The 19,933-nt window shown below is 63.4% G+C and carries 20 protein-coding genes; 13 read left to right on the top strand and 7 right to left on the bottom strand.

What is annotated here, in order from left to right:
• Positions 1-194 precede the first annotated feature (194 nt).
• The 5 genes from K426_RS15865 to K426_RS15845 all read right to left on the bottom strand — a co-directional run bounded on the left by K426_RS15865 (position 195) and on the right by K426_RS15845 (position 6,182).
• Positions 195-947: an SDR family NAD(P)-dependent oxidoreductase gene (locus K426_RS15865; RefSeq protein ID WP_066559054.1), complete on the bottom strand. Its 753-nt coding sequence runs from the start codon at positions 945-947 to the stop codon at positions 195-197.
• Positions 944-2,359 (bottom strand): FAD-dependent oxidoreductase, encoded by a 1,416-nt coding sequence (locus K426_RS15860; RefSeq protein WP_066559051.1) that lies wholly within the window; start codon positions 2,357-2,359, stop codon positions 944-946. Before K426_RS15860 ends, K426_RS15865 begins: the two co-directional genes overlap by 4 nt.
• A 4-nt stretch (positions 2,360-2,363) precedes the next feature.
• Entirely contained in the window at positions 2,364-3,212 is an 849-nt protein-coding gene (locus K426_RS15855) for an isocitrate lyase/PEP mutase family protein (protein ID WP_066559048.1), read from the bottom strand.
• Between the two features lie 4 nt (positions 3,213-3,216).
• Complete coding sequence (locus K426_RS15850; RefSeq protein WP_066559045.1) at positions 3,217-3,810, bottom strand: cysteine hydrolase family protein; 594 nt, start codon at positions 3,808-3,810, stop codon at positions 3,217-3,219.
• Between the two features lie 62 nt (positions 3,811-3,872).
• Entirely contained in the window at positions 3,873-6,182 is a 2,310-nt protein-coding gene (locus tag K426_RS15845) for a TonB-dependent receptor (protein WP_066559042.1), read from the bottom strand.
• A 141-nt stretch (positions 6,183-6,323) separates the two neighbouring features.
• Between K426_RS15845 and tcuA the strand changes: the two genes are divergently transcribed.
• Positions 6,324-7,775, top strand: a complete 1,452-nt coding sequence (gene tcuA / locus K426_RS15840; protein ID WP_066559039.1) for an FAD-dependent tricarballylate dehydrogenase TcuA — start codon at positions 6,324-6,326, stop codon at positions 7,773-7,775.
• Positions 7,776-7,782: 7 nt separating this feature from the next.
• On the opposite strand, the gene K426_RS15835 is transcribed toward tcuA, so the two are convergent.
• Entirely contained in the window at positions 7,783-8,685 is a 903-nt protein-coding gene (locus K426_RS15835; protein WP_066559036.1) for a LysR family transcriptional regulator, read from the bottom strand.
• 123 nt (positions 8,686-8,808) lie between these two features.
• Here K426_RS15835 and K426_RS15830 point away from each other — a divergent pair, with 123 nt between their 5' ends.
• The 10 genes from K426_RS15830 to K426_RS15785 are packed head-to-tail and all read left to right on the top strand — an operon-like array spanning position 8,809 to position 17,032.
• Positions 8,809-9,708, top strand: coding sequence for a VOC family protein (locus K426_RS15830; RefSeq protein WP_066559034.1), 900 nt, complete (start codon positions 8,809-8,811; stop codon positions 9,706-9,708).
• A gap of 29 nt (positions 9,709-9,737) precedes the next feature.
• On the top strand, positions 9,738-10,625 hold the full coding sequence (locus tag K426_RS15825; protein ID WP_066559027.1) for an alpha/beta fold hydrolase: 888 nt from the start codon (positions 9,738-9,740) through the stop codon (positions 10,623-10,625).
• Positions 10,626-10,630: 5 nt separating this feature from the next.
• Positions 10,631-11,173 carry a flavin reductase gene (locus K426_RS15820; protein ID WP_066559024.1) on the top strand — a complete coding sequence of 181 codons (543 nt, stop codon included), beginning with the start codon at positions 10,631-10,633 and terminating at the stop codon, positions 11,171-11,173.
• A 23-nt stretch (positions 11,174-11,196) separates the two neighbouring features.
• Positions 11,197-12,399, top strand: a complete 1,203-nt coding sequence (locus K426_RS15815) for an acyl-CoA dehydrogenase family protein (protein WP_066561882.1) — start codon at positions 11,197-11,199, stop codon at positions 12,397-12,399.
• A 1-nt stretch (position 12,400) separates the two neighbouring features.
• A complete protein-coding gene (locus K426_RS15810) occupies positions 12,401-13,201 on the top strand; it encodes an aspartate/glutamate racemase family protein (RefSeq protein WP_066559022.1) in 801 nt (266 codons plus the stop codon).
• On the top strand, positions 13,198-14,547 hold the full coding sequence (locus K426_RS15805; RefSeq protein ID WP_066559017.1) for an FAD-dependent oxidoreductase: 1,350 nt from the start codon (positions 13,198-13,200) through the stop codon (positions 14,545-14,547). Before K426_RS15810 ends, K426_RS15805 begins: the two co-directional genes overlap by 4 nt.
• Positions 14,544-15,293, top strand: a complete 750-nt coding sequence (locus tag K426_RS15800) for a hypothetical protein (protein ID WP_066559015.1) — start codon at positions 14,544-14,546, stop codon at positions 15,291-15,293. Before K426_RS15805 ends, K426_RS15800 begins: the two co-directional genes overlap by 4 nt.
• Positions 15,290-16,060: an electron transfer flavoprotein subunit alpha/FixB family protein gene (locus K426_RS15795; protein WP_066559012.1), complete on the top strand. Its 771-nt coding sequence runs from the start codon at positions 15,290-15,292 to the stop codon at positions 16,058-16,060. Before K426_RS15800 ends, K426_RS15795 begins: the two co-directional genes overlap by 4 nt.
• Complete coding sequence (locus K426_RS15790) at positions 16,041-16,826, top strand: 2-keto-4-pentenoate hydratase (protein WP_066559010.1); 786 nt, start codon at positions 16,041-16,043, stop codon at positions 16,824-16,826. Before K426_RS15795 ends, K426_RS15790 begins: the two co-directional genes overlap by 20 nt.
• Positions 16,827-16,831: 5 nt before the next feature.
• Entirely contained in the window at positions 16,832-17,032 is a 201-nt protein-coding gene (locus K426_RS15785; RefSeq protein WP_087574953.1) for a hypothetical protein, read from the top strand.
• A gap of 152 nt (positions 17,033-17,184) precedes the next feature.
• On the opposite strand, the gene K426_RS15780 is transcribed toward K426_RS15785, so the two are convergent.
• On the bottom strand, positions 17,185-18,093 hold the full coding sequence (locus tag K426_RS15780; RefSeq protein WP_066559005.1) for a LysR substrate-binding domain-containing protein: 909 nt from the start codon (positions 18,091-18,093) through the stop codon (positions 17,185-17,187).
• Between the two features lie 205 nt (positions 18,094-18,298).
• Between K426_RS15780 and K426_RS15775 the strand changes: the two genes are divergently transcribed.
• Together K426_RS15775 and K426_RS15770 are read left to right on the top strand one after the other, a co-directional pair.
• A complete protein-coding gene (locus K426_RS15775; RefSeq protein WP_066559002.1) occupies positions 18,299-19,411 on the top strand; it encodes an S-(hydroxymethyl)glutathione dehydrogenase/class III alcohol dehydrogenase in 1,113 nt (370 codons plus the stop codon).
• Positions 19,412-19,531: 120 nt separating this feature from the next.
• Complete coding sequence (locus K426_RS15770) at positions 19,532-19,933, top strand: VOC family protein (protein WP_066561877.1); 402 nt, start codon at positions 19,532-19,534, stop codon at positions 19,931-19,933.

Genomic DNA, 19,933 nt, shown 5'->3' with positions numbered 1-19,933 from the left:
GCGCTGGGAGAACTGCCTTCGCCGCGATCATGCTTCTGCGTCTTTTCGCGCTTGGGCTACAACTTCTCCCAGGCCTTGCGCGCCATTCAGTTAGAGCGCGCCGTTCTAACGACAGCATACGTCCCGAATGATATTCACGATGGTACCACCGATGCGTCGTGAGCTATGGCCATCATCTTGTCCCGTGCTTGTGATCAATCCATCCAGAGGCCGCCGTTCACGTCGACGATCTCGCCGGTGACGAAGGCGCTCTCTCGCGTGCAGAGCCAGGCGACCATGCCCGCCACCTCATCGGACCGGCCCATGCGGCCTGCCGGGATTTGCTGTACCAGCGTGGTAGGGAAGCTGTTCGTCATCGGGCTGGCGATCGGGCCGGGCGCGACGGCGTTGACGGTGATGCCGTGCGATGCCAGCTCCCTGGCGAGGTAGAGGGTGAGCGCATGCACGCCCGCCTTGGCCGCGCCATAGGCGGCGTTGCCTGCGCGCGTCTGTTCTTGCGGGTCGATCCAGGGGCGCGGGTTGCCGCCATTTTTGGCAAGCACTGACCCGATATTGACGATCCGGCCGAAGCCAGCCGCCTTCATCGGCGCGATCACCGCCTGATTGGCGAGGAACACGCCGCGCAGGTTGATGCCATGCACCCGGTCCCATTCCTCCAGGCTGATGTCCTCAAATGAACCCAGCGACGTGATGCCCGCCGCAGTGACGAGGCAGTCGATCCGGCCGAAATCGTGGACCACCGCATCGACCAGTTCGCGCACCTGCGCCGCGTCGGAGAGGTCGAGCGCATAGCTGCGGCTGTCACCCGCCGATGATGGCGCTTCCCGGTCGGCAAGTGCCAGCCGGGCGCCGCCTTCGGCCATACGCTGCGCGATCGCGCCGCCGATCATGCCGCCCGCTCCAGTGACCAGCACGGCCATATCGTCCAGCGCAAACCGCGTCTTCATGCGCCTGCGCTCGCGTGAAGTGCAGCCTGCCGCCCGAACACCGCGCCGCGCAGCACGGAGGTCGACCCGGTATAGGTGCGATAATAGAGGCCCATCGTCTCCCCGGCAGCATAAAGGCCATCGATGGCGCGGCCGTCCTGATCCAGCACCCGGGCGTGGCGATCGACCTTCAAGCCACCGAAGGTGAAGACATTGGCCGAGATCACCGGCCAGGCGAGATAGGGCGCCCGGTCGATCGGCCGCGCCCAGTTGGATTTGGGCGGCGTGAGGCCTTGGGTGGCAAGACCGTCACGCTCCAGCGGCTTGAATTCGCCTGCCCCGCAGGCTGCATTATAGCGGCCGATGGTGTCGGCCAACACATCGCGGGGCACGCCGATCGCGTCCGCCAACGCCTCTATGCTGTCGGCCCTGACCGGCGGCTGATCGGTGCGGCTGCCCTTCTGCCAGTTGGGGACATCGTCGATCTGCGCATCGACGATCAGCCAGGCGATGCCGTCGCGCTGCTGGAAGATGCGCCGGGTGACATTTTCATAATGGGCATCGACCGTGCCGGGTGCCTCGTCGGTGAAACGCAGGCCGTCCTTGTTGACCAGTATGCCATAGGGAAAGGTGAAGATCGCCGGTTCCGCGAGGCCCGAGCGGGGATCGATCGGTTCGGCATGATAGCTGCCGAAATCGCCATTGGGCGCGGCGCCGATGTCGAGCGCCATGCGGATGCCTTCGCCTTTGTTATAATGGCCGCCCCGCGCCACGGGGCGCAGGTTGATCGCCTGCGCGCCGACGTAGCGGGCCAGCATTTCCGGATTGCCCTCGAACCCTCCGCAGGCAAGGATCACGGCGTCGCTCTCGATTGCGCCGCGGCTGGTTGCCAGCCCGGTGACGCGCCCGTCCTGTACCAGCAGCGACCGGGCGGTTGTTTCGAAGCGGAAGTCGACGCCCTTCGCCTTGCATGCCTCCGTCAGCGTCTCGACCATCGCCAGCCCGCCGCCGACCGGCAGCAAGCGCGTGGTCGTGGTGGTGATGAACGCGGTGGGCAGGAAATCGAAGCGCAGCCCGGCCCGCTCCAGCCAGCGCAGGGTCGTCCCCGCATGGTCGGCAAAGGCGGAAAGCAGGTCCGGGTCGACCATCGACTGACTGCGCGCAATGGGTGACCAGTCGGCATGGTCGCGCACCATTTCCTGTTCGATGCTGGGGTCGGTATAGCCCCCGGCATTGGCCATGAAATGGTCGATAAAGTCGTCGGCCACCTCATCCATCGACTTCATGCGCAGATAGGCTTCGGTATAGCGGGTGTTGCCGCCATGCTCGCCCTCCGCAGCGCGTTCGATGAGCGTAACCCGCGCTCCGGCTTCGGCTGCGGTCAGCGCGGCGCTCAGGCCCGCAATGCCGCTGCCCACAACGATCAGGTGCATGATTTTACTCCGGTTTGAACCGCTGTTCGAGCGCGTCCCAATGATGTTTCGCCACCGCTGCTTGCCGTTCCTCGAAAGAGGCGAGCAGGTCATGAACGGCATCGAGCGAGCCGGTGGCCTTGAGCGAACCAAGCACGGTCGCGCTGGCCCGCACCGCTGCCTGCAAGGCCGCATTGGCATAGAGGACAAGGCCGAAGCCCATGTCGGCCAGCTCGGATTGGGGCAAGGGCGGGGTCTTGCCGCCATGGACTATGTTGGCGATCTGCGGCACGGACAAGGCGGCGATGCGACGCATCTGATCCGCATCGCGTGGCGCCTCGATGAAGGTGATGTCCGCGCCTGCCTCGACAAAGGCTTCCGCGCGCTCCAGTGCGGTGTCGATGCCCTCTACCGCCAGCGCATCGGTGCGGGCGATGATCAGCGTGTCACGTGTCCGCGCATCTGCGGCGGCGCGGATCTTCGGCAGCATCTCGCCAAGCGGGATCACGCCCTTGCCGTTGAAATGGCCGCAGCGCTTGGGGAAAAGCTGGTCCTCCAACTGAATGGCGGATGCGCCCGCCCGCTCCAGCACCTTCATCGTGCGGAACGTGTTGACGGCATTGCCGAAGCCGGTGTCGGCGTCGACGATCAGCGGCAGGCTGACGGCGTCGGCTATGCGCGACACGGTTCCGGCGATGTCGTCCAGCGTCGTCAGGCCGATGTCGGGCGCGCCCAATGCCATATTGGCGATCCCGGCGCCGGTCACATAAACGCATTCGAAGCCCAGATCCTCGATGATCCGCGCAAAGAGGGCGTTGGCGGCGCCGGGTGCCAGCACGGCTTCCCGGCGCGACGCGATTTCCCGCAGCGCCATGGGATCAGCCCTCCCGCGCCGCCTGGACGAACTGGCCGCTGTTGCTGACCGTGCCGACGGCGGGGGCGATCATCGTGATGAAATGATCGTGCAGCGCCAGATTTGGGGCGGCGCAGATATCCTCGATCACGACGGGCGCGAAACCGGCATCGTCCGCGAAACGAGCGGTGCTTTCCACGACCAGATGGGTGGCGACCCCGCCCATGTAGAGCCGCTTGATGCCCTTCTGCATCAGCCAGGTCATCAGGCCTGTGTTGAAGAAGGGATTGACGCACTGTTTGGTGATCACCAGCTCGCCATCGGCTGGCGCGACATCGGGATGGAATTCGGTGCCGAACTCCCCGACGATCGCGGCGCGATTGGATTTCAACCCGCCGATCCGGGCGGCGACGCTCAGGCAATCGGCATAGTCGGGACGAAAGCCGAGCCGGACATGGACCACCGCCATGCCGGCGCTGCGGGCCGCGTCGAGGCAGCGGCGGGCATTGGCCAGCACGCCCCGTTCCTCGACGATCTTGGCCAGCCCATGCGCTCCGACCTTGCCCTTGGGGTCGACCATTTCATTTTGCAGATCGAGCAGTAGAAGCGCGGACGTCATTCATCATTCTCCGGGTTTCGGGACAGGCCGGGCGGGGACAGGTCACCGACCGGCGGAAAGGATCAGTAACGGACAGAAAGCGTCGCGCCGTAGGTCGCCGGCATACCGGCGAAGCGGGCGGATACGTCCGCGATCTTGTAGGCATTGGTCCAATAATATTTATCACCGACATTGCGGCCCCAGATGCTGAAGCGCCAGCGGTCGTTGGCGCTGGCAATTCCGGCGCGCAGGTCGATAAGAGTATAGCCGTCGATCGCCAGCGTCGGATTTTGCCCGAGTGCGCCGTTGGTCTTGCTGCGGCCGTTGATATTGCCGCCAATAAAGGCGTTGAGCGTCTGCGATACCGGGAATTCGTAATCGGCGGCCACCGACCATTGCCAGCGCGGCGTGTTGGGGAAGGATTCGCCCTTGAAATTCTCGACCACGCCATAGGGATCGAAGTTCACGAAGTCCCCGATGCGGCTGCGGACATAAGTCACGCCTGCATTCAGCGTCAGCCCCCGCACCGGACGCAGCACCGCCTGTAGTTCGGCACCCGTCACCTTCGACTTGGGAATATTGACCAGCAGGTTCAACGGGCCGAATATATTGGGCGTCAGGATGACGCTGCACAGAGTCTGCTTGTCGCGATAGTCATAGTGGAATACCGCACCGTTCAGTTGCAGTTTCCGGTCCAGCAGCGTCAGCTTGAAACCGGCTTCATAGGCGGTCAGCTTTTCCTGCGTCACCGGCGTATATTGCGAGTCCGACGATGCCGGGATCAGCGGGAAGGCGCCGACCTTGTAACCGCGACTGACGCTGGCATAGAGCAGCGTGTCCTTATTGGGCTTGAAGTCGATGCCACCGCGCCAGGACAGATTGTCCTGCGCCAGCTTGGTGCGCGTGATCGTCGGTTGCAGAGCGGCATTGAGCTGCGTGCATTGCGGGTTGGGGCCGAGCGCCGACGGATCGCCCTGGGTGATGATACCCAGGCCGACCGCCAGGCTGCCATTGGCGCTGTTGCCGGTGCAGCCGGTGAACTTGTCCGACGTGTCGGTGTAACGAAGCCCGCCATGCAGCGTGATGGTATCGCTCACCGCCAGGTCGACATTGCCGAAGACGCCATAGGTCTTGAACCGCTGCTCCGAAGAAATCGGGATCTGGTCGGGCACCGGCAGGCCGAAGAAGACGGCGAAGGGTGCGAAGCCGGACGCTTCGGTCGAAGTCAGTCGCTGGACTTCATCCACCTTGTTGTTTTCATGGTTGGCGCCGACGATCCAGCGGCTGCCGGAGCCGAACTCGCCCGAAAGCCGGACTTCCTGGAAGAAGGCCTTGATCCGCCCGCTGTCGATCGTGTCGACCAGCACCAGTGCGGTCCCGTCAGGGTCGACCACGTCATGCGGCTTATAGTCGGAATAGGAGGTGAGCGAGGTCAGCGTCACGCTGTCGCTGAGGTCATAGTCGAACCGGCCCGTCACCTGCCACTGGCGGTCGTCGCGGCGGGGATTGAGGCCCGCCGTCCAGTCGCCCACACGGGCGTCGGATGTGACGATCGGTTGGTTCGCCAGGCGCGGATCGACGAAGGGCGGCATCAGCGGATTGACCTGGATAAGCTGCGCCGCCTGCACGTCGGACTTGTCCCAGAAGGCGTTGAAGCCGATCTTTGCCTTCAAACGCTCCCCATTATAATCGATCAGGCCGCGAAGCTGGGTGAAATCCCGCTTGCCATTGCGGTCGCCGGGCCGGGTCGCGCTGTGCTGCCATTCACCCGATCCTTCATGCCGCGCAGCGATGCGCACAGCGACGTTGTCGCTGACGGGACCGGACACGAAGCCGCCCAGATCCCAGCTATCGAAGCGGCCATAGCTGGCGTCGGCCCCTGCGGTCAGATGGTCGGTCGGGCGCGCAGCGATATAGTTTACCGCGCCGCCGGTCGAATTGGACCCGAACAGCAAGCCCTGCGGCCCCTTCAATACTTCCACCCGTTCCAGGTCGAAACTGGCGCTGCGCGTCATCGCGGAAAAGGGCAGGGGCGCCTCGTCCTGATAGACCGTCACGGTCGGCGTAGAACCGATGTCGTAATTGTAGAAGCCCACGCCGCGCAGCGAATAGACCGGCGTGCTGTAGGCCGACTGGGTGAAGGTGAAGCCCGGCACGATCTTGCCCAGATCATTGGCGCTCTGGATGCCCGCCTTGACCAGCTCGTCCCCGGAAGCGGCGCTGATCGACATGGGAACATCGTTGATCGATTCCGCCCGCTTGGTCGCGGTGACGATGATGTCGGCGCCATTTTCCGGCTGTGATGCCTCTTGCGCCAGAGAGGGTCCGGCGGACAAAAAGGACATGGCAAGCGCGGTGCTGGACACCGCTGTTGCAAGGCGCGCGAACGTCATCTTCTTCTCTCCCATTGGCCGGCGGCTTGTTTTGGCTGCGCCTTGGCTTTCCTCTTGACCACAGGGCTAGAACATCGCCATCATCGAGTGAAGCGATAATTATCGATAGCGATTATCGTCTATGACGATAGGAGAGATGGAATGCGGAATGTCCTTGTGGTGGGTGCGGGTAATGCGGCGCTGTGTGCAGCGATAGCCGCGGCGGAGGCGGGCGCGCGGGTCACGGTACTGGAGCGGGCGCCCGAAGCGGCGCGGGGCGGCAACTCCGCCTTTACGGGGGGAGCCTTCCGCACAGTCTATGAAGGGGTGGAGGATATCGCCCATCTCGTTCCCGACCTGACCGAGCAGGAGCGGGACAGCAGCGACTTCGGTCGTTATGACGCGGAGAAATTCTACCTCGATCTGTGCGAACTCAGCGGCTATCGCGCCGATCCGCTGCTGATCGACATTTTGGTGCAGCAAAGCTTGCCTACCCTGTCATGGATGCGCGATCAGGGTGTGCGTTTCCTGCCCGCTTATGGCCGCCAATCCTTCAAGGTCGACGGGCGGAACATCTTCTGGGGCGGCCTGACCGTGGAGACGGCTGGCGGCGGAGTTGGCCTGGTGGACGCGCTGTTCCGCCGTGCAGAGGCGCTGGGCGTCACGATCCGCTACGACCACAAGGTCGAACATCTGATCGGCAATCGCCATGGGGTGGAGGGCGTCATCGTCAACGGCGAGGCGCTGCATGCCGATGCGGTCGTGCTGGCGGCGGGCGGCTATCACGCCAATGCGGAATGGCGGGTGCGCACTCTGGGGCAGGGCTGGGATCTCGCGAAGGTCCGGGGGTCGCGCTACAACACCGGCAATGTCATACAGGCCGCCTTCGCCATCGGTGCACGGTCGCATGGCGACTGGTCGGGCTGCCACAGCGTTTTCTTCGATGCGGGAGCCGAGGACTTCGGCAATATCGCCATGATCAACCAGCAGAAGAATTATTTCACGCTCGGTATAGTCGTGAACCGCAATGGCGAACGTTTCTTCGACGAGGGATCTGACTTCCGCAACTATACCTATTCGAAAATGGGCGCGGCGATTCTGCGCCAGCCCGGCGGCACGGGCTGGCAATTGTTCGACGCCCAGTCGATCCCTATCCTGCCCGACGAATATCGCGTGCCACGCGCCGCGCGATTCGAGTCGGATACGCTGGAAGGATTGGCGGCCAAGCTGGAAGGCATAGACCGCGACGCCATGCTGCGGACAATCGCGGAATTCAATGCAGCGGTGGATGAGGACGTGCCCTTCAACCCTGCGGTGAAGGATGGACGCGGCACCCGGGGTCTTGCGATCAACAAGAGCAATTGGGCGCGGGCGCTGCGCGAGCCGCCCTTTGTCGCTTATGAGGTCACATGCGGCATCACGCTGACCTTCGGCGGATTGGCGATCGACGAGCAGGCCCGCGTCCAGAGCGAGGAAGGCGAGGCGATCGCCGGGCTCTACGCGGCGGGCGAACTGGTCGGCGGCCTTTATTATGATCGCTATCCCGGCGGCGCGGGCCTGACCAGCGGCGCGGTGTTCGGCCGGATCGCCGGTGCCCACGCCGCCATGGGCTGATGCCGGACTACATAGCCATGATGTCGACCAGCGCCTGACGTAGCCAGGTCAGCGCAATGTCCTTCGATTGATCGGGCCGCCAGGTGGCCGAGATGTCGATTTCCGGGGTGGGAAGGGGAGGTTCGATCCATTTGAGCTTCCATTCCCCCTTCAGCGTCGTGGCCAGTCGCCTGGGCAGGATGGCGACCGCGTCGCTGCCTGCGACGATCCGGGCGAAGATCAGATAATTGCCCATGGTGAGGCGAAGGTTCGCGGCCTTGCCCAGCTCGTCCCACAACATGGTTTCATGGTTGAACGACACGCGGGGCAGCGCCGAATAACCGACATGGCGCAGCGCCAGAAATTCATCGGCCGACATTCCGGGGTAGAGCGCGTCATTATCCTCCGCGCCGATGCAGACATAAGTGTCGCGATAGAGCAATTCCCGTTCCATGCCCGATACGCGCAGCGCATTGGCCGGAAAGACGAACAGGTCGATGTCTGGCCGGGTCGAGCGGTTGAGGAATTGCGGCCGGATCTCGACAAAGTCGAAGGACAGTTGTGGAGCCTCTATAGCCGCCCGCGTCAGCAACGGCCCGCCAACCAGCGCCGCGACATAGTCTGCCGTCGCAATCACCAGCCGCCGCTCGACAGTATCGATCTGGCCGCGTGACTTGGTGATGACTGCCCGCACACCATTCAGCAATTGGGACACGTCCGGCATGATTTGTTCGGCCAGCGGCGTCGGCACCATTTCGCTGCCCGACCAGGTGAACAGTTCATCGTCCAGCGCCTGCCGCAGCCGGTTGAGCGCGGCGCTGACCGTGGACTGCGCCAGGTTCAGCGTCCTTGCGGCGTTGGATACGTTGCGGTTGGTCCAGATCGCCTCCATCGTGACCAACAGGTTGACGTCGAAATCCCTCAGTTGCATCGCTCTTACCTGCCAATCGTTTACCGCAATAGTGACTATCCAAATATATCGTTTTTGACAATAGGAAGGGCGCGCTAATCCAGTCCTATCAACTCGCGGCAAGCGAGATGCAGGAGTGGATTGATGGCAGAATTGCAAAATCTCGCCTATGTCGTCTTTGCCGTCAGCGACCTTGGAGCCTGGCGCAGCTTTGCAACCGACATCGTTGGCTTGGGCACCGTGACGACGCCCGACGGCGGCCTTGGCCTGCGCATGGACGATCATCCCTGGCGGATGCTCGCCACCCAGGGGGATGACGATGACCTGACCCATGCGGGTTGGGATGTCGGCACGGCGGAGGAACTGGACGCCTATGTCGCCGCCCTTCGCGCCAAGGGAGCGGATGTGCGCGAAGAAGATGCCGGGCGAGCGGCGGCGCGCTGCGTCACCCGGCTCTACAGCCTCACCGATCCCAACGGCGTCACCCATGAATTTTTCGGCGGGCGCACTGGTTTCGTTCAGGATGGCGGCCATCTTTCGCCCATATTGCGCGGCGCAGGTTTCACGACCGGCGACCTTGGCATCGGCCATATCCTGCCGGTCTCGCGTGACTATGACGAGGGCGTTGCCTGGTATCGCGACATATTGGGCCTGCGCTACAGCGACCGCATCCGGCAGCTCATCGCGCCGGGCGTCTATGCGGACGCGACCTTCTTCCACAGCGCTACAGGGCGTCACCACTCGCTCGCGACAGGCTCTTTCCCTTCGTCCAAGCGGCTCAATCACCTGATGCTGGAATATCGGGACATGAACGATGTCGGCCTGGCCTGCGATCGCGCCAAGAAGGCCGGTATCCCGATCGTGCTGGAACTCGGGCATCACCCGAACGACCAGATGTTCAGCTTTTACATGCGGACCCCCTCGGGCTTCGGGATGGAACTGGGTCATGGCGGTCTGGTGATCGACGATGCGAGCTGGGAGCCGCAAATCTACGACCGCATGTCGGACTGGGGCCACGCCCGCAACATGAACATGGCCGACTGAATAGTGGCCAATCCAATCAGGGAGTGATTATGTCTATCTGGATCGATTTTCTCAGCGCCGAAATCCGCTATGTCGACACGCCGAGCTTCGGCCGCGTGCGCATTGCCGAAGCGGGCAAGGGCAAACCCGAAGCGCTGTTCCTGATGCACGGCATCGGCGGCCATATCGAGGCCTATTCAAAAAATGTGGTGCCGCTGGGCGAGCATTTCCACGTCATCGCCTTTGATTTCGTCGGCCACGGCCTGTCGGAAAAGAAGACCGACATCGAATATCCCGCCAGCATCTATGCCGATCAACTCAAGGAGTTGATGGACGTGCTCGGCATCGAGAAGGCGCATATTTCCGGCGAATCTCTGGGCGGGCTGGTAACCGGCCTGTTCGCGGTCAAATATCCCGAACGCTGCCTGCGCCTGATCCTCAATACCGCCGGCGGCATTCCGATCATGACTGACAAGGGCCGCCAGGATCTGGTCAACCTCGCCACGCTGACCGAGAAGAATTACGGTAAGCCGCCCAGCTTCGAGAGCATCAAGGAACGGATGCAGTGGCTCATCTATGAAGGCAATTGGGATCTTCTGACCGATGAGCTGATCGAATCCCGCCTCGCCATCTATTCGCGGCCCGATTTCCAGAAGTCCGCGCCTCTGGTCTTCGCCCGGCTGAACCAGGCCAAGGCCGGCGGCGGCAAAGCGATGCCCGACGCGATGGAGCTGGAAAAGATCGAGCAGGAAGCCCTGCTGCTCTGGACCACGCATAACCCGATCCATGACGTCCCCGCCGCCGAGGCCGCCCTGCCGCGCCTCAAGAAAGGCAAGCTCTACGTCATGCAAAAGGATTGCGGTCACTGGCCGCAATATGAAAGCCCTGAGGAATTCGATGCCGTGGTGGTCAAATATCTGACCACCGGAGAGGTCTGACAGCCATGGCCGCCGCGCTCGCCCATCCCATCCCGTCGTCGCCCATGGCGCCCAAGCCCGACCTGTTCCGGCAGGGCATGCGGCGCCTGGCCGGGGCATGCACGATCATCACCTCGGTCGCGCCGGGCCAGGGGCGTGAGGGGTGGGCCGGGCTGACGGCGACGGCGGTGGCGTCCGTCACGGCCGAACCGGCGCGGCTGCTGGTCTGCATCAACCGCTCGACCTGGGCGCATAATATCATCAGCCAGTCGCGCATATTGGGCGTCAATGTGCTGGGTGATGATGCCCTGCCGCTGGCCAAGCGTTTTGCCGGGGGCGTTCCGCCGGAGGAGAAGTTCGCGCAAGGCAACTGGCTCACCGCCACCAGCGGCGCGCCCCTGCTCGGCAGCGCGCTCGCCAGCTTCGACTGCCTTGTGGGCGAAAGCATCGAAGCCAGCACGCACGATATCTTCATCTGCGACGTGCTGGGCGTGCTGCTGCGCGAACCGGGGGGCGACCCGCTCATCTATTTCGACGGGGCATTCCTGCCCGAACGCCCGATCCAGTGAACAAGATACAAGGAGAGCCCGCCATGTCCGTTGCCGTATTGGGCCAGAAGGCCAGTGAAATTCCTACAGCCAAGGAACTGGTCGCCCGCGCCGCCGCCATGGTTCCCGGCCTGCGCGCCCGCGCCGACGCGATCGAGGAGGCGCGCCGCGTGCCGGACGACGTGATCGACATGTTCCGCGAAGCCGGTTTCTTCCGCATCCTCCAGCCGAAAAAATATGGCGGATGGGAAATGAACCCGATCGTCTTCATGCGGGTGCTGGGGGAGCTTGGCCGCGGCTGCTGCGCCAGCGCATGGGCGATGATGATCCTGGGCGTGCACAATTGGGAATTCGGCGTCATGGACGATCGCGCCGCGCAGGATGTGTGGGGCGAGGATGACCAGACCATCATCGCATCCTCCTATCCGCCGGTGGGCGAATTGACCAAGGTGGAGGGCGGCTGGCGCCTCAAGGGCCGCTGGCCCACCTCCAGCGGCAGCGACCATGGCACCTGGGCCTTTATCGGCGCGCTGGAACGCAATGAAAAGGGCGTGCCGATCGACCGCCACGCCCTGCTGGTCAAGCGCGAGGATTATGAGATCATTGACGACTGGTATACGTTCGGCCTGTCCGGCACCGGATCCAAGAGCCTGCTGATCAAGGACGCCTTCATCCCCGATCACCGCGCCCATTCGATGATCGATTACAAGATGGACGACCGGCCGACCAATTATCTCTTCCCCTTTGCGATGGTCTTCTATTCGTCGGTGTCCTCGGTGATCATCGGTTTCGCGCAGGGGGCGATCGACGTCTTCATCGACCAGATGCAGGTGCGGGTCGACAATGGATCGGGCGCTGCGACGCGGCTCAGCCCCTATGTCAAGGATCGCCTGGCCAATGCCGTGGCAAAGGTCCGCGCTTCGCAGGCCCGCATGGAACAGATGATGGCGCATTGCACGCAGATCGTCGAACGGCGCGAACTGGTCTCCACCGAGGATCGCATCCATTATATGCTCGACATGGCGCGCATCGGGCGGGAGTGCGAGGAAGCGGTGCTGACGCTCTACAAATGCACCGGCGCGCGGGGCGTGTACAAATCCAACCCGATCCAGCGCTATCTGCGGGACACGCTCGTGGCCGCCAATCATGTCACCCAGGATGCCGATAACAATGCCGGTGCCTTGGGCGGCTATCTGCTCAGTGGCGAACTGCCGCCGCTGCTCTACGAAAAACCGAAGGCCGACTGAGATGGACATCCGCATCTGGCACCAAAGCTTCACCGTCCTCAGCGACCTTGCCGCCTATGACGACGCGTTGAAGGCGCATTTCAAGCAGGTGGCGCGGCCCGACACGGTGATCGACATGCACGGCATGCGCGAAGGCACCTATCGGACCAACTATCCGGGCGACGATATCAAGCATGTCGGCTTCCAGTTCCTGCACGCGATCCAGTTCATGCAGGGCGCGTTGATGGCGGAACGGCAGGGCTATGACGCCTTCGCGCTCAGCACCCTGCCGGAACCGGGGCTGCGGGAAATTCGTGCCCTGGTCGGCATTCCGGTGGTGGGCTATGGCGAATGCGCGGCGCGGGCGGCGGTGGACGATGGGCGGCGGTTCGGGGCGCTGCTGTTCATCCCCGAGCTGGCCGAACTCTATCGCGACAATGTCCGCCGCCACGGCATCGGCTGCCGGCTCGTCGGCGCCTGCGACGTCGGCTTCCGTTTCACTGACGTGCTTGCGGGTTTTGGCAGTCCCGGCCCGCTGATCGATCGGTTTCGGAGCGCGGCCCGTGACCTGATCGCCAGGGGCGCGGAGGCGATCGTGCCGGGGGAGGCGCCGCTCAATGTGCTGCTGGCGATGAACGGCGTCAGTGAGGTGGACGGCGTTCCGGTGATCGATTCCCTGGGCGCCTGGGTGCGGGCGGCGGAAGTGGCGGTGGATGCCCGCCGGGCGGGCAGGCAGGCGGCGGGGACAGGCTATTTCGGCGCAATGCCAGATCCGGTCAGACGCGACGAAATTCTCGATTTCTACGGATTGAACCCCGCATGACTGATGTGATCGTCATTGGCGGCGGGGCGGCTGGCTGGGCTGCCGCCCTGTCCGCCGCGCAGCATGGCCTGGAGGTCGTGCTGTTGGAAAAACTGGCCGAATCCGGCGGTTCCTCGGCCATGAGCGGCGGGTGCCTCGCCTTTGCCGGGACCGATCTTCAGGCGGCTCAAGGCGTGGCCGACAGTCCTGATCTGCTGTTCACCGACCTGCGCGAAGTGGGCAAGGACGTGAACGATGCGGATTTGGTCCGGGCTTATTGCGATGCGCAACTCACCACCTATGAATGGCTGAAGGCCGCTGGGGTGGCTTTCAGCCCTGTGATTGAGACGGCGGCGGGCCAGTCGGTGCCGCGCGTGCACAGCGTCGATCCCGCCGATATGGTCCGCGCAATCCATGCCGCCGCCGAAGAAACCGGCCATATCGATTATCGCCCGGGCACGGCTGCGCGCTCGCTGCTCCAGAATCCGGACGGGCGAGTCACTGGTGTCGTTCTCGAAAACGGCGAAACGCTCGAAGCGGCACGCGGCGTCATCATCGCCAGCGGCGGCTTTGCCAAGAACCCGTTGTTGCTCGACCGCTACGCCCCCCAATATGCCCCGGCCGTGTTCGTCGCCGGAGCGGGATCGCAGGGCGACGGGTTGCAGATGGCGCAGGCGCTGGGCGCGGACTTGCGCGACATGGATTATGTGAAGGGCACCTTCGGCAAGCATCCGACCGACGAGAGCAACGACCACAGCCTGCAGGCGGTCTACAAGGGGGCGATCGCCGTCAACCAGGACGGGCAGCGCTTCGTCGACGAGAGCATTTCCTACAAGCTGCTGGGCGATGCGGTGATGGCCCAGCCTTGGCATTGCGCCTATCAGATCATGGACCAGGCGATTTTCGATACCGGCGACAACCGCGTCCGTATCCTGGATTTCGGGCGGCGGCTGGAGGAAGGGCTCTTCTATACAGGTGATACGATGGCGGATCTTGCCGCGCAGATCGAGATGGATCCCGATGTGCTGTCAGCGACCGTGGATCGCTACAACGCCCATGTCGATGCCGGGCATGATCCCGATTTCGGGAGGTCGCATCTTGTGCATCATCATGGCGCGTTGCGCAGGATCGATCAGGGGCCGTTCTATGCCTATCCTTCGACCGCCGTGGTGTTCGGCACCTATTGCGGCCTGCGCATTGACAGCCAAGCGCGAGTATTGCGCGCCGACGGTGGCTGGATCGAGGGGTTGTACGCCGCTGGCGAAGTCACCGGCGGCTTCCATGGCGCCGCCTATATGACTGGCTCGGCCCTCGGCAAGGCGGTGGTGTTCGGGCGGATTGCGGGCGAAGCGGTGGCGGCGTCATGAGGATCATGGTGCTGATCGCAGGCGTGCTCGATCCCAAATGGCCGGTGGCGCCGGGACCGGGCGGCCTGCCCGAATGCTCCGGCGACCGGCTGCTGTTCAGTCCTTTCGATGCAGCGGCACTGGAAATGGCGCTGAGGGTCCGCGATGCCCAGCCCGATGTCGAACTGAGCGCGATCGTCGCGGGCGGTCCTGAATGCGACAAGCTGGCCCGCGCCGTCTCTGCGTTTCACGTCGCGGACGTATCGATGCTGGCTTTGGCGACGCCCTGGGATCAGGCGGCGACCGCGCGGGCGCTGGCTGTGGCGGCGCGTGGCGCGGACCTGATTCTGATCGGCCGTGAATTTGGCGATTGCGACGATGGACTGGTGCCCCCGATGCTGGCTGCCATCCTCGGCCTGCCCTTTTTCGGCCGCGTGCAGATGGTGGAGGCGGCTCCGCACCTGCGGCTGATGCGCGAAGTGGGTGCGCGTGAGGAATGGTTAGCGGTCACCGGGCCCATCGTCGCCAGCGCCACCAATGACCGGCGCACCCGGCTGCGCAAGCCGCTGATGAAGAATGTCGTGCAGGCTCGTCAGGCGCAGATCGAACGTCGGGAGGCTTTCGCGGTGGGCGCCACCGGATTCCAACTTGCTGGCAGCGGCGAATTGGCGGGCGCGCGGTCGCCCACCGATTGCCTGATGATCGCAGGCACGGTGCAGGAACAGGCGCGCGCGCTCGCGATCGTCCTCATGGGGGAACGGCTATGAAGGGGTGGCAGTGCATTCTGGTGGCGATCGGCGTGGGCAGCGATAATGATTCGGTACAGGACTGGCCAAGTGACCGCTCCCTGTTCATTCTACCAGCAACCCCCGAAGGCGAGGCGCTGGCGGGAGTTCTGGCGGCGCGTCTCGATGCCGTATTGCTGGGCCGCCTGACGGAGATCGGCGTGGACGGCGATGTGCTGGTCGCAAGGCGTCCGTCCTATGGGGGGCGTATCTTGTTTGACCTGCGGCTGACGCAGGGCATTGCCGTCGCCACCATGAACGAGCCACCCGCCTGCGACCGGATGGTGACGCTGCCGGCGCCCGGCATATCGGGGATCGACCATGTCGAACTGCCCGCCCGCGACGCCGCGCTGGAGGGCGCGCGTCTGGTGGTGAGTGGGGGGCGGGGACTGGACGCCGAAAGCTTCGCCACCCTCGGCCAAATCGCGCAACGGCTCGACGGGGCGCTCGGCGCGAGCCTGCCCGCGGTCGACCTCGGTCTTGCGCCTGTGTCGCGCCAGATCGGCCAGTCCGGCCATTTCGTGACTCCCCGGCTTTATCTGGCCGCCGGCATTTCGGGGACGCCGCAACATCTTGCCGGAATCGGCATGGCAAGCCGGATCATCGCGATCAACAGCGACGCTGACGCCCCGATCTTCCGCTATGCCGAGGTCGGGATGGTGGCTGATGCCAAGATATTGTTGCCTCTGGTGCTGCAATCGCTCGAAGAGAAAGAGAGGAACGAAATCGATGCCGTCCCCCAATCGTGAAGACCTCGCCAGCCGTTTGCGGAATGCCTATGCCGACGGTGCGGTGCCGCCGATGCGCGACGGGCTGGAGCCGCAGGATGCCGACGGCGCCTATGCGATCCAGACGATCAACACCCGTTATTGGGAAGCGCAGGGACGGCGCATCGTCGGCCGTAAGGCCGGGCTGACCGCCAGGGCGGTGCAGCAGCAACTGGGCGTCGACCAGCCGGACTTTGGTGTGCTGTTCGATGATATGCGGATCGCCGATGGCGGCACGCTCGATCCCGCACGGGTCTTGCAGCCCAAGGCCGAGGCGGAAATTGCCTTCATCCTTGGCGCGGACCTGCTCGATCCCGACACCACGCCCGCCATGGTCGGGCAGGCCGTCGCCAGCGTCCATGCCGCCATCGAGATCGTCGACAGCCGCATCGCGGACTGGAAAATCAGCTTTGCCGATACGGTTGCGGACAATGGCTCCTCGGCTTTCTTCGTCCTCGCGCGGGATGGAAAGCGGCTCGAAGGGCTCGATCTCTACAGTTGCGGCATGGTGATGGAAATCAACGGCGCACCCGTATCCTTTGGCGTGGGCGCGGCGGTGCTGGGCAATCCGCTGAACGCCGCCGCATGGCTGGCGCAGACGCTGGCGCGGCGCGGCGAGCCGCTCAAGGCGGGCGATATTCTGCTGGCCGGTGCGCTGGGGCCGATGGTGGCGCTCAATCCCGGCGATCAGGTCCGGGCCGTCATCGGCGGCATCGGCGAAACGAATTTCACCTATGGAAAGACTTGAAGGCCATGGCCAAGATCAAGACGGTTATCATCGGTTCGGGCAATATCCGCACCGACATGATGATCGAGATCATGCGCCTGCGTCATCATGACTTTCAGTTTGGCAATGCGCCGTCAAGCAGGTTGAACGCGACATCCTTGAGCGAGCCAGGAGGCGCTCATGCCGGCAAACGCTGCGGCAACCGCTCAAGTGAGACGAACAGGTGATGCGGCAGTTTTCCTAACCGGATCCTCTCGCTCTACTGGAACCAGACAGCTGGAGCATCGTCCGGAAAAGTGGGAACCGGTTTTCCGCTTAAAAGGATGCGACAACAAGGAATTAGAGCGCGCGCCCTGCGTCCGATTTAGCGCAGCGCGCTCTAAGAGGTAGGATGCGCTTCCCTCTTGGGGCGGTTCATCGCTGGCCCCAGCTCATGGAGCAGACAGTCCACTACCTTCTGCACCTTCGGCAAGAGATGGCGCCGCTGGGGATAGACTGCCCAGATGGGTTCGTCGTCCGGCTGAAAATTTTCCAGCAACAGCTCGACCATGCCGTGTTTAAGATAAGGCAGAATGTAGAAATCGGGCAGTTGGCAGATGCCAAGACCGGAGACGCATGCCTCCATGACAGCATGTCCGCTATTGCATCTGAAACGCCCTTTGGGCCGATGGATCATTTCCTCGCCGTCGACCTTGAAATGCCAAGTGCCTGCGGAGCCTGCAATACATTCATGCTCCCCTAGCGTCTCAACCTCCGTTGGACGTCCCGCCGACGCCAGATAGCTGGGCGCGGCGCAGGTATAGAGCGTACGTGACGCCACCCGCGTGGCAATCAGGCGCGGGTCGATGGTCGTGCCCGTGCGTACGGCCAGGTCGAACCCTTCGCCAACGAGATCGATGACGCGATTGGACAATTCGATCGACACGGCAAGCCTGGGATGCTGCATGGCGAAGCGACGGATGATCGGTGCCACGAACCTTTCGCCCATTGCGGTCGAACAAGTGACGCGCAACTCGCCCTGCGGTTCGCTTTGATCGCTGATCAGTGCGATGGCTTCGTCCCTGTCCTGGGCGATGCGCTCGCAACGTTCCAAAAACACCCGGCCGGTGTCGGTCAGCCGGACGGTACGGGTGGTCCGATGGAATAGCTGCGCCTGCACGCGCTGCTCCAACGCCATGATCGAACGGCTGACATGCGTGGTGGACACGCCCAATGCTCTTGCCCCTCGCGTGAAGGAGCCGGCTGTGGCGACGCTGATGAATTCATCGATGCCATCCCAATTCGACATCCGATTGTCCCATTCCAGAAATAATGATTTTTTAAAACACCATATTATCACCACTGCGGAATAGCGCTAGGGTGGCGTAGCAGAGAGAGAGGGCGTGCCGATGAAACGGCTTGGAAGAATTCCCGCATGGTTATGCGGGAATTCTTCCAATTGTGCCGAGCCATGCTCCTTCCTCTCGAAATTGGACCATGACGAGGAATGAGAGATGAAGACCCGCGCCGCCGTCGCCTTTGAAGCGAAGAAGCCCCTGGAGATCGTCGAGGTCGATCTGGAAGGCCCGAAGGCGGGCGAGGTTCTGGTCGAGATCATGGCGACGGGCATCTGCCACACCGACGCCTACACGCTGGACGGCTTCGACAGCGAGGGCATCTTTCCCTCGATCCTGGGCCATGAGGGCGCGGGCATCGTGCGCGAAGTCGGCGTGGGCGTGACGTCTGTGAAGCCGGGCGACCATGTGATCCCGCTCTACACCCCCGAATGCCGCCAGTGCAAAAGCTGCCTTTCGGGCAAGACCAACCTGTGCACAGCCATCCGCGCGACCCAGGGCAAGGGGTTGATGCCCGACGGCACGACCCGTTTCAGCTATAAGGGCCAGCCGATCTTCCATTATATGGGTTGTTCGACCTTCTCCAACTTCACCGTCCTGCCGGAGATCGCGGTGGCGAAGATCCGCGAGGACGCGCCGTTCCAGTCGAGCTGCTATGTCGGCTGCGGCGTCACCACCGGCGTCGGCGCGGTCGTCAACACGGCCAAGGTGCAGGTCGGCGAGAATGTCGTGGTCTTCGGCCTGGGCGGCATTGGCCTCAACGTCATCCAGGGCGCGAAGATGGTCGGCGCGGACAAGATCATCGGCATCGACATCAACCCGGACCGCGAGGAATGGGGTCGCAAGTTCGGCATGACCCATTTCCTCAACAGCAAGGGTCTGTCGCGTGAGGAAACCGTCGCGAAGATATTGGAGATCACGGACGGCGGCGCCGACTACAGCTTCGACGCGACCGGCAATACCGAAGTGATGCGCACCGCGCTGGAATGCTGCCATCGCGGCTGGGGCGAAAGCATCATCATCGGCGTGGCCGAAGCGGGCAAGGAGGTGAGCACCCGCCCGTTCCAGCTCGTCACCGGCCGCGTCTGGAAGGGCACGGCCTTCGGCGGCGCCAAGGGTCGCACCGACGTTCCCAAGATCATCGACTGGTACATGAACGGCAAGATCGAGATCGATCCCATGATCACCCACGTCCTCACGCTGGAGGAGATCAACAAGGGATTCGACCTGATGCACGCGGGCGAGAGCATCCGCAGCGTCGTGCTGTTCTGAACGGCAGATCTACCCGCCTGCACGGCAGGCAAAGTGTGGCCTGCGCCAAGTTCCGACCAGATAGTGGAGGCGCTTAAACCCCGCCGACGCGCCGATTTCAAGACAAGCAAGGAGGAATATATGGCAGTGATTTCCGGTGACGGCATATTCAGCCATGTTTTCATTGGCGCAGCCGATGTTGATGCTTCGGCCAAATTCTACGATGCTGCGCTTGGAGCGTTGGGCATCGGGAATCTCGGGCCGTTCGGCAATGGCTGGATTCTCTATGGCAAGGAGAAGCCTGCGTTCATCATCGCCAAGCCCGGCAATGGCGAAGCTCCATCGAGCAACGGCGTGACGATCGGTTTTGCCGGTGCCACTCCGGCGCAAGTCGATGCCTTCCACGCCGCCGGTCTGGCCAATGGCGGCACGGATGAGGGCGCTCCAGGCGCTCGCAGCCATCTGCCCGGCGCCTACGCCGCTTATCTCCGCGATCCTGCCGGCAACAAGGTCGTCAGCTACGCCTTCACGGACGGACACTGA

Origin of the sequence: Sphingobium sp. TKS, from assembly GCF_001563265.1 — a bacterium.
In the GTDB taxonomy this organism is placed as follows: Bacteria; Pseudomonadota; Alphaproteobacteria; order Sphingomonadales; family Sphingomonadaceae; genus Sphingobium.
The sequence above is the reverse complement of the archived record's forward strand: the minus strand, read 5'-3'. Positions and strand labels throughout refer to the sequence as shown.

Excerpts from the sequence above, each read along its gene's own strand:
- K426_RS15865 (WP_066559054.1), bottom strand. The coding sequence starts at position 947 with ATGAAGACGCGGTTTGCGCTGGACGATATGGCCGTGCTGGTCACTGGA.
- K426_RS15775 (WP_066559002.1), top strand. The coding sequence starts at position 18,299 with ATGAAGACCCGCGCCGCCGTCGCCTTTGAAGCGAAGAAGCCCCTGGAG.
- K426_RS15770 (WP_066561877.1), top strand. The coding sequence starts at position 19,532 with ATGGCAGTGATTTCCGGTGACGGCATATTCAGCCATGTTTTCATTGGC.
- K426_RS15780 (WP_066559005.1), bottom strand. The coding sequence starts at position 18,093 with ATGTCGAATTGGGATGGCATCGATGAATTCATCAGCGTCGCCACAGCC.
- K426_RS15805 (WP_066559017.1), top strand. The coding sequence starts at position 13,198 with ATGACTGATGTGATCGTCATTGGCGGCGGGGCGGCTGGCTGGGCTGCC.
- K426_RS15850 (WP_066559045.1), bottom strand. The coding sequence starts at position 3,810 with ATGACGTCCGCGCTTCTACTGCTCGATCTGCAAAATGAAATGGTCGAC.
- K426_RS15820 (WP_066559024.1), top strand. The coding sequence starts at position 10,631 with ATGGCCGCCGCGCTCGCCCATCCCATCCCGTCGTCGCCCATGGCGCCC.
- K426_RS15785 (WP_087574953.1), top strand. The coding sequence starts at position 16,832 with ATGGCCAAGATCAAGACGGTTATCATCGGTTCGGGCAATATCCGCACC.
- K426_RS15795 (WP_066559012.1), top strand. The coding sequence starts at position 15,290 with ATGAAGGGGTGGCAGTGCATTCTGGTGGCGATCGGCGTGGGCAGCGAT.
- K426_RS15800 (WP_066559015.1), top strand. The coding sequence starts at position 14,544 with ATGAGGATCATGGTGCTGATCGCAGGCGTGCTCGATCCCAAATGGCCG.
- K426_RS15855 (WP_066559048.1), bottom strand. The coding sequence starts at position 3,212 with ATGGCGCTGCGGGAAATCGCGTCGCGCCGGGAAGCCGTGCTGGCACCC.
- tcuA (WP_066559039.1), top strand. The coding sequence starts at position 6,324 with ATGCGGAATGTCCTTGTGGTGGGTGCGGGTAATGCGGCGCTGTGTGCA.
- K426_RS15845 (WP_066559042.1), bottom strand. The coding sequence starts at position 6,182 with ATGACGTTCGCGCGCCTTGCAACAGCGGTGTCCAGCACCGCGCTTGCC.
- K426_RS15815 (WP_066561882.1), top strand. The coding sequence starts at position 11,197 with ATGTCCGTTGCCGTATTGGGCCAGAAGGCCAGTGAAATTCCTACAGCC.
- K426_RS15860 (WP_066559051.1), bottom strand. The coding sequence starts at position 2,359 with ATGCACCTGATCGTTGTGGGCAGCGGCATTGCGGGCCTGAGCGCCGCG.
- K426_RS15810 (WP_066559022.1), top strand. The coding sequence starts at position 12,401 with ATGGACATCCGCATCTGGCACCAAAGCTTCACCGTCCTCAGCGACCTT.
- K426_RS15835 (WP_066559036.1), bottom strand. The coding sequence starts at position 8,685 with ATGCAACTGAGGGATTTCGACGTCAACCTGTTGGTCACGATGGAGGCG.
- K426_RS15790 (WP_066559010.1), top strand. The coding sequence starts at position 16,041 with ATGCCGTCCCCCAATCGTGAAGACCTCGCCAGCCGTTTGCGGAATGCC.
- K426_RS15825 (WP_066559027.1), top strand. The coding sequence starts at position 9,738 with ATGTCTATCTGGATCGATTTTCTCAGCGCCGAAATCCGCTATGTCGAC.
- K426_RS15830 (WP_066559034.1), top strand. The coding sequence starts at position 8,809 with ATGGCAGAATTGCAAAATCTCGCCTATGTCGTCTTTGCCGTCAGCGAC.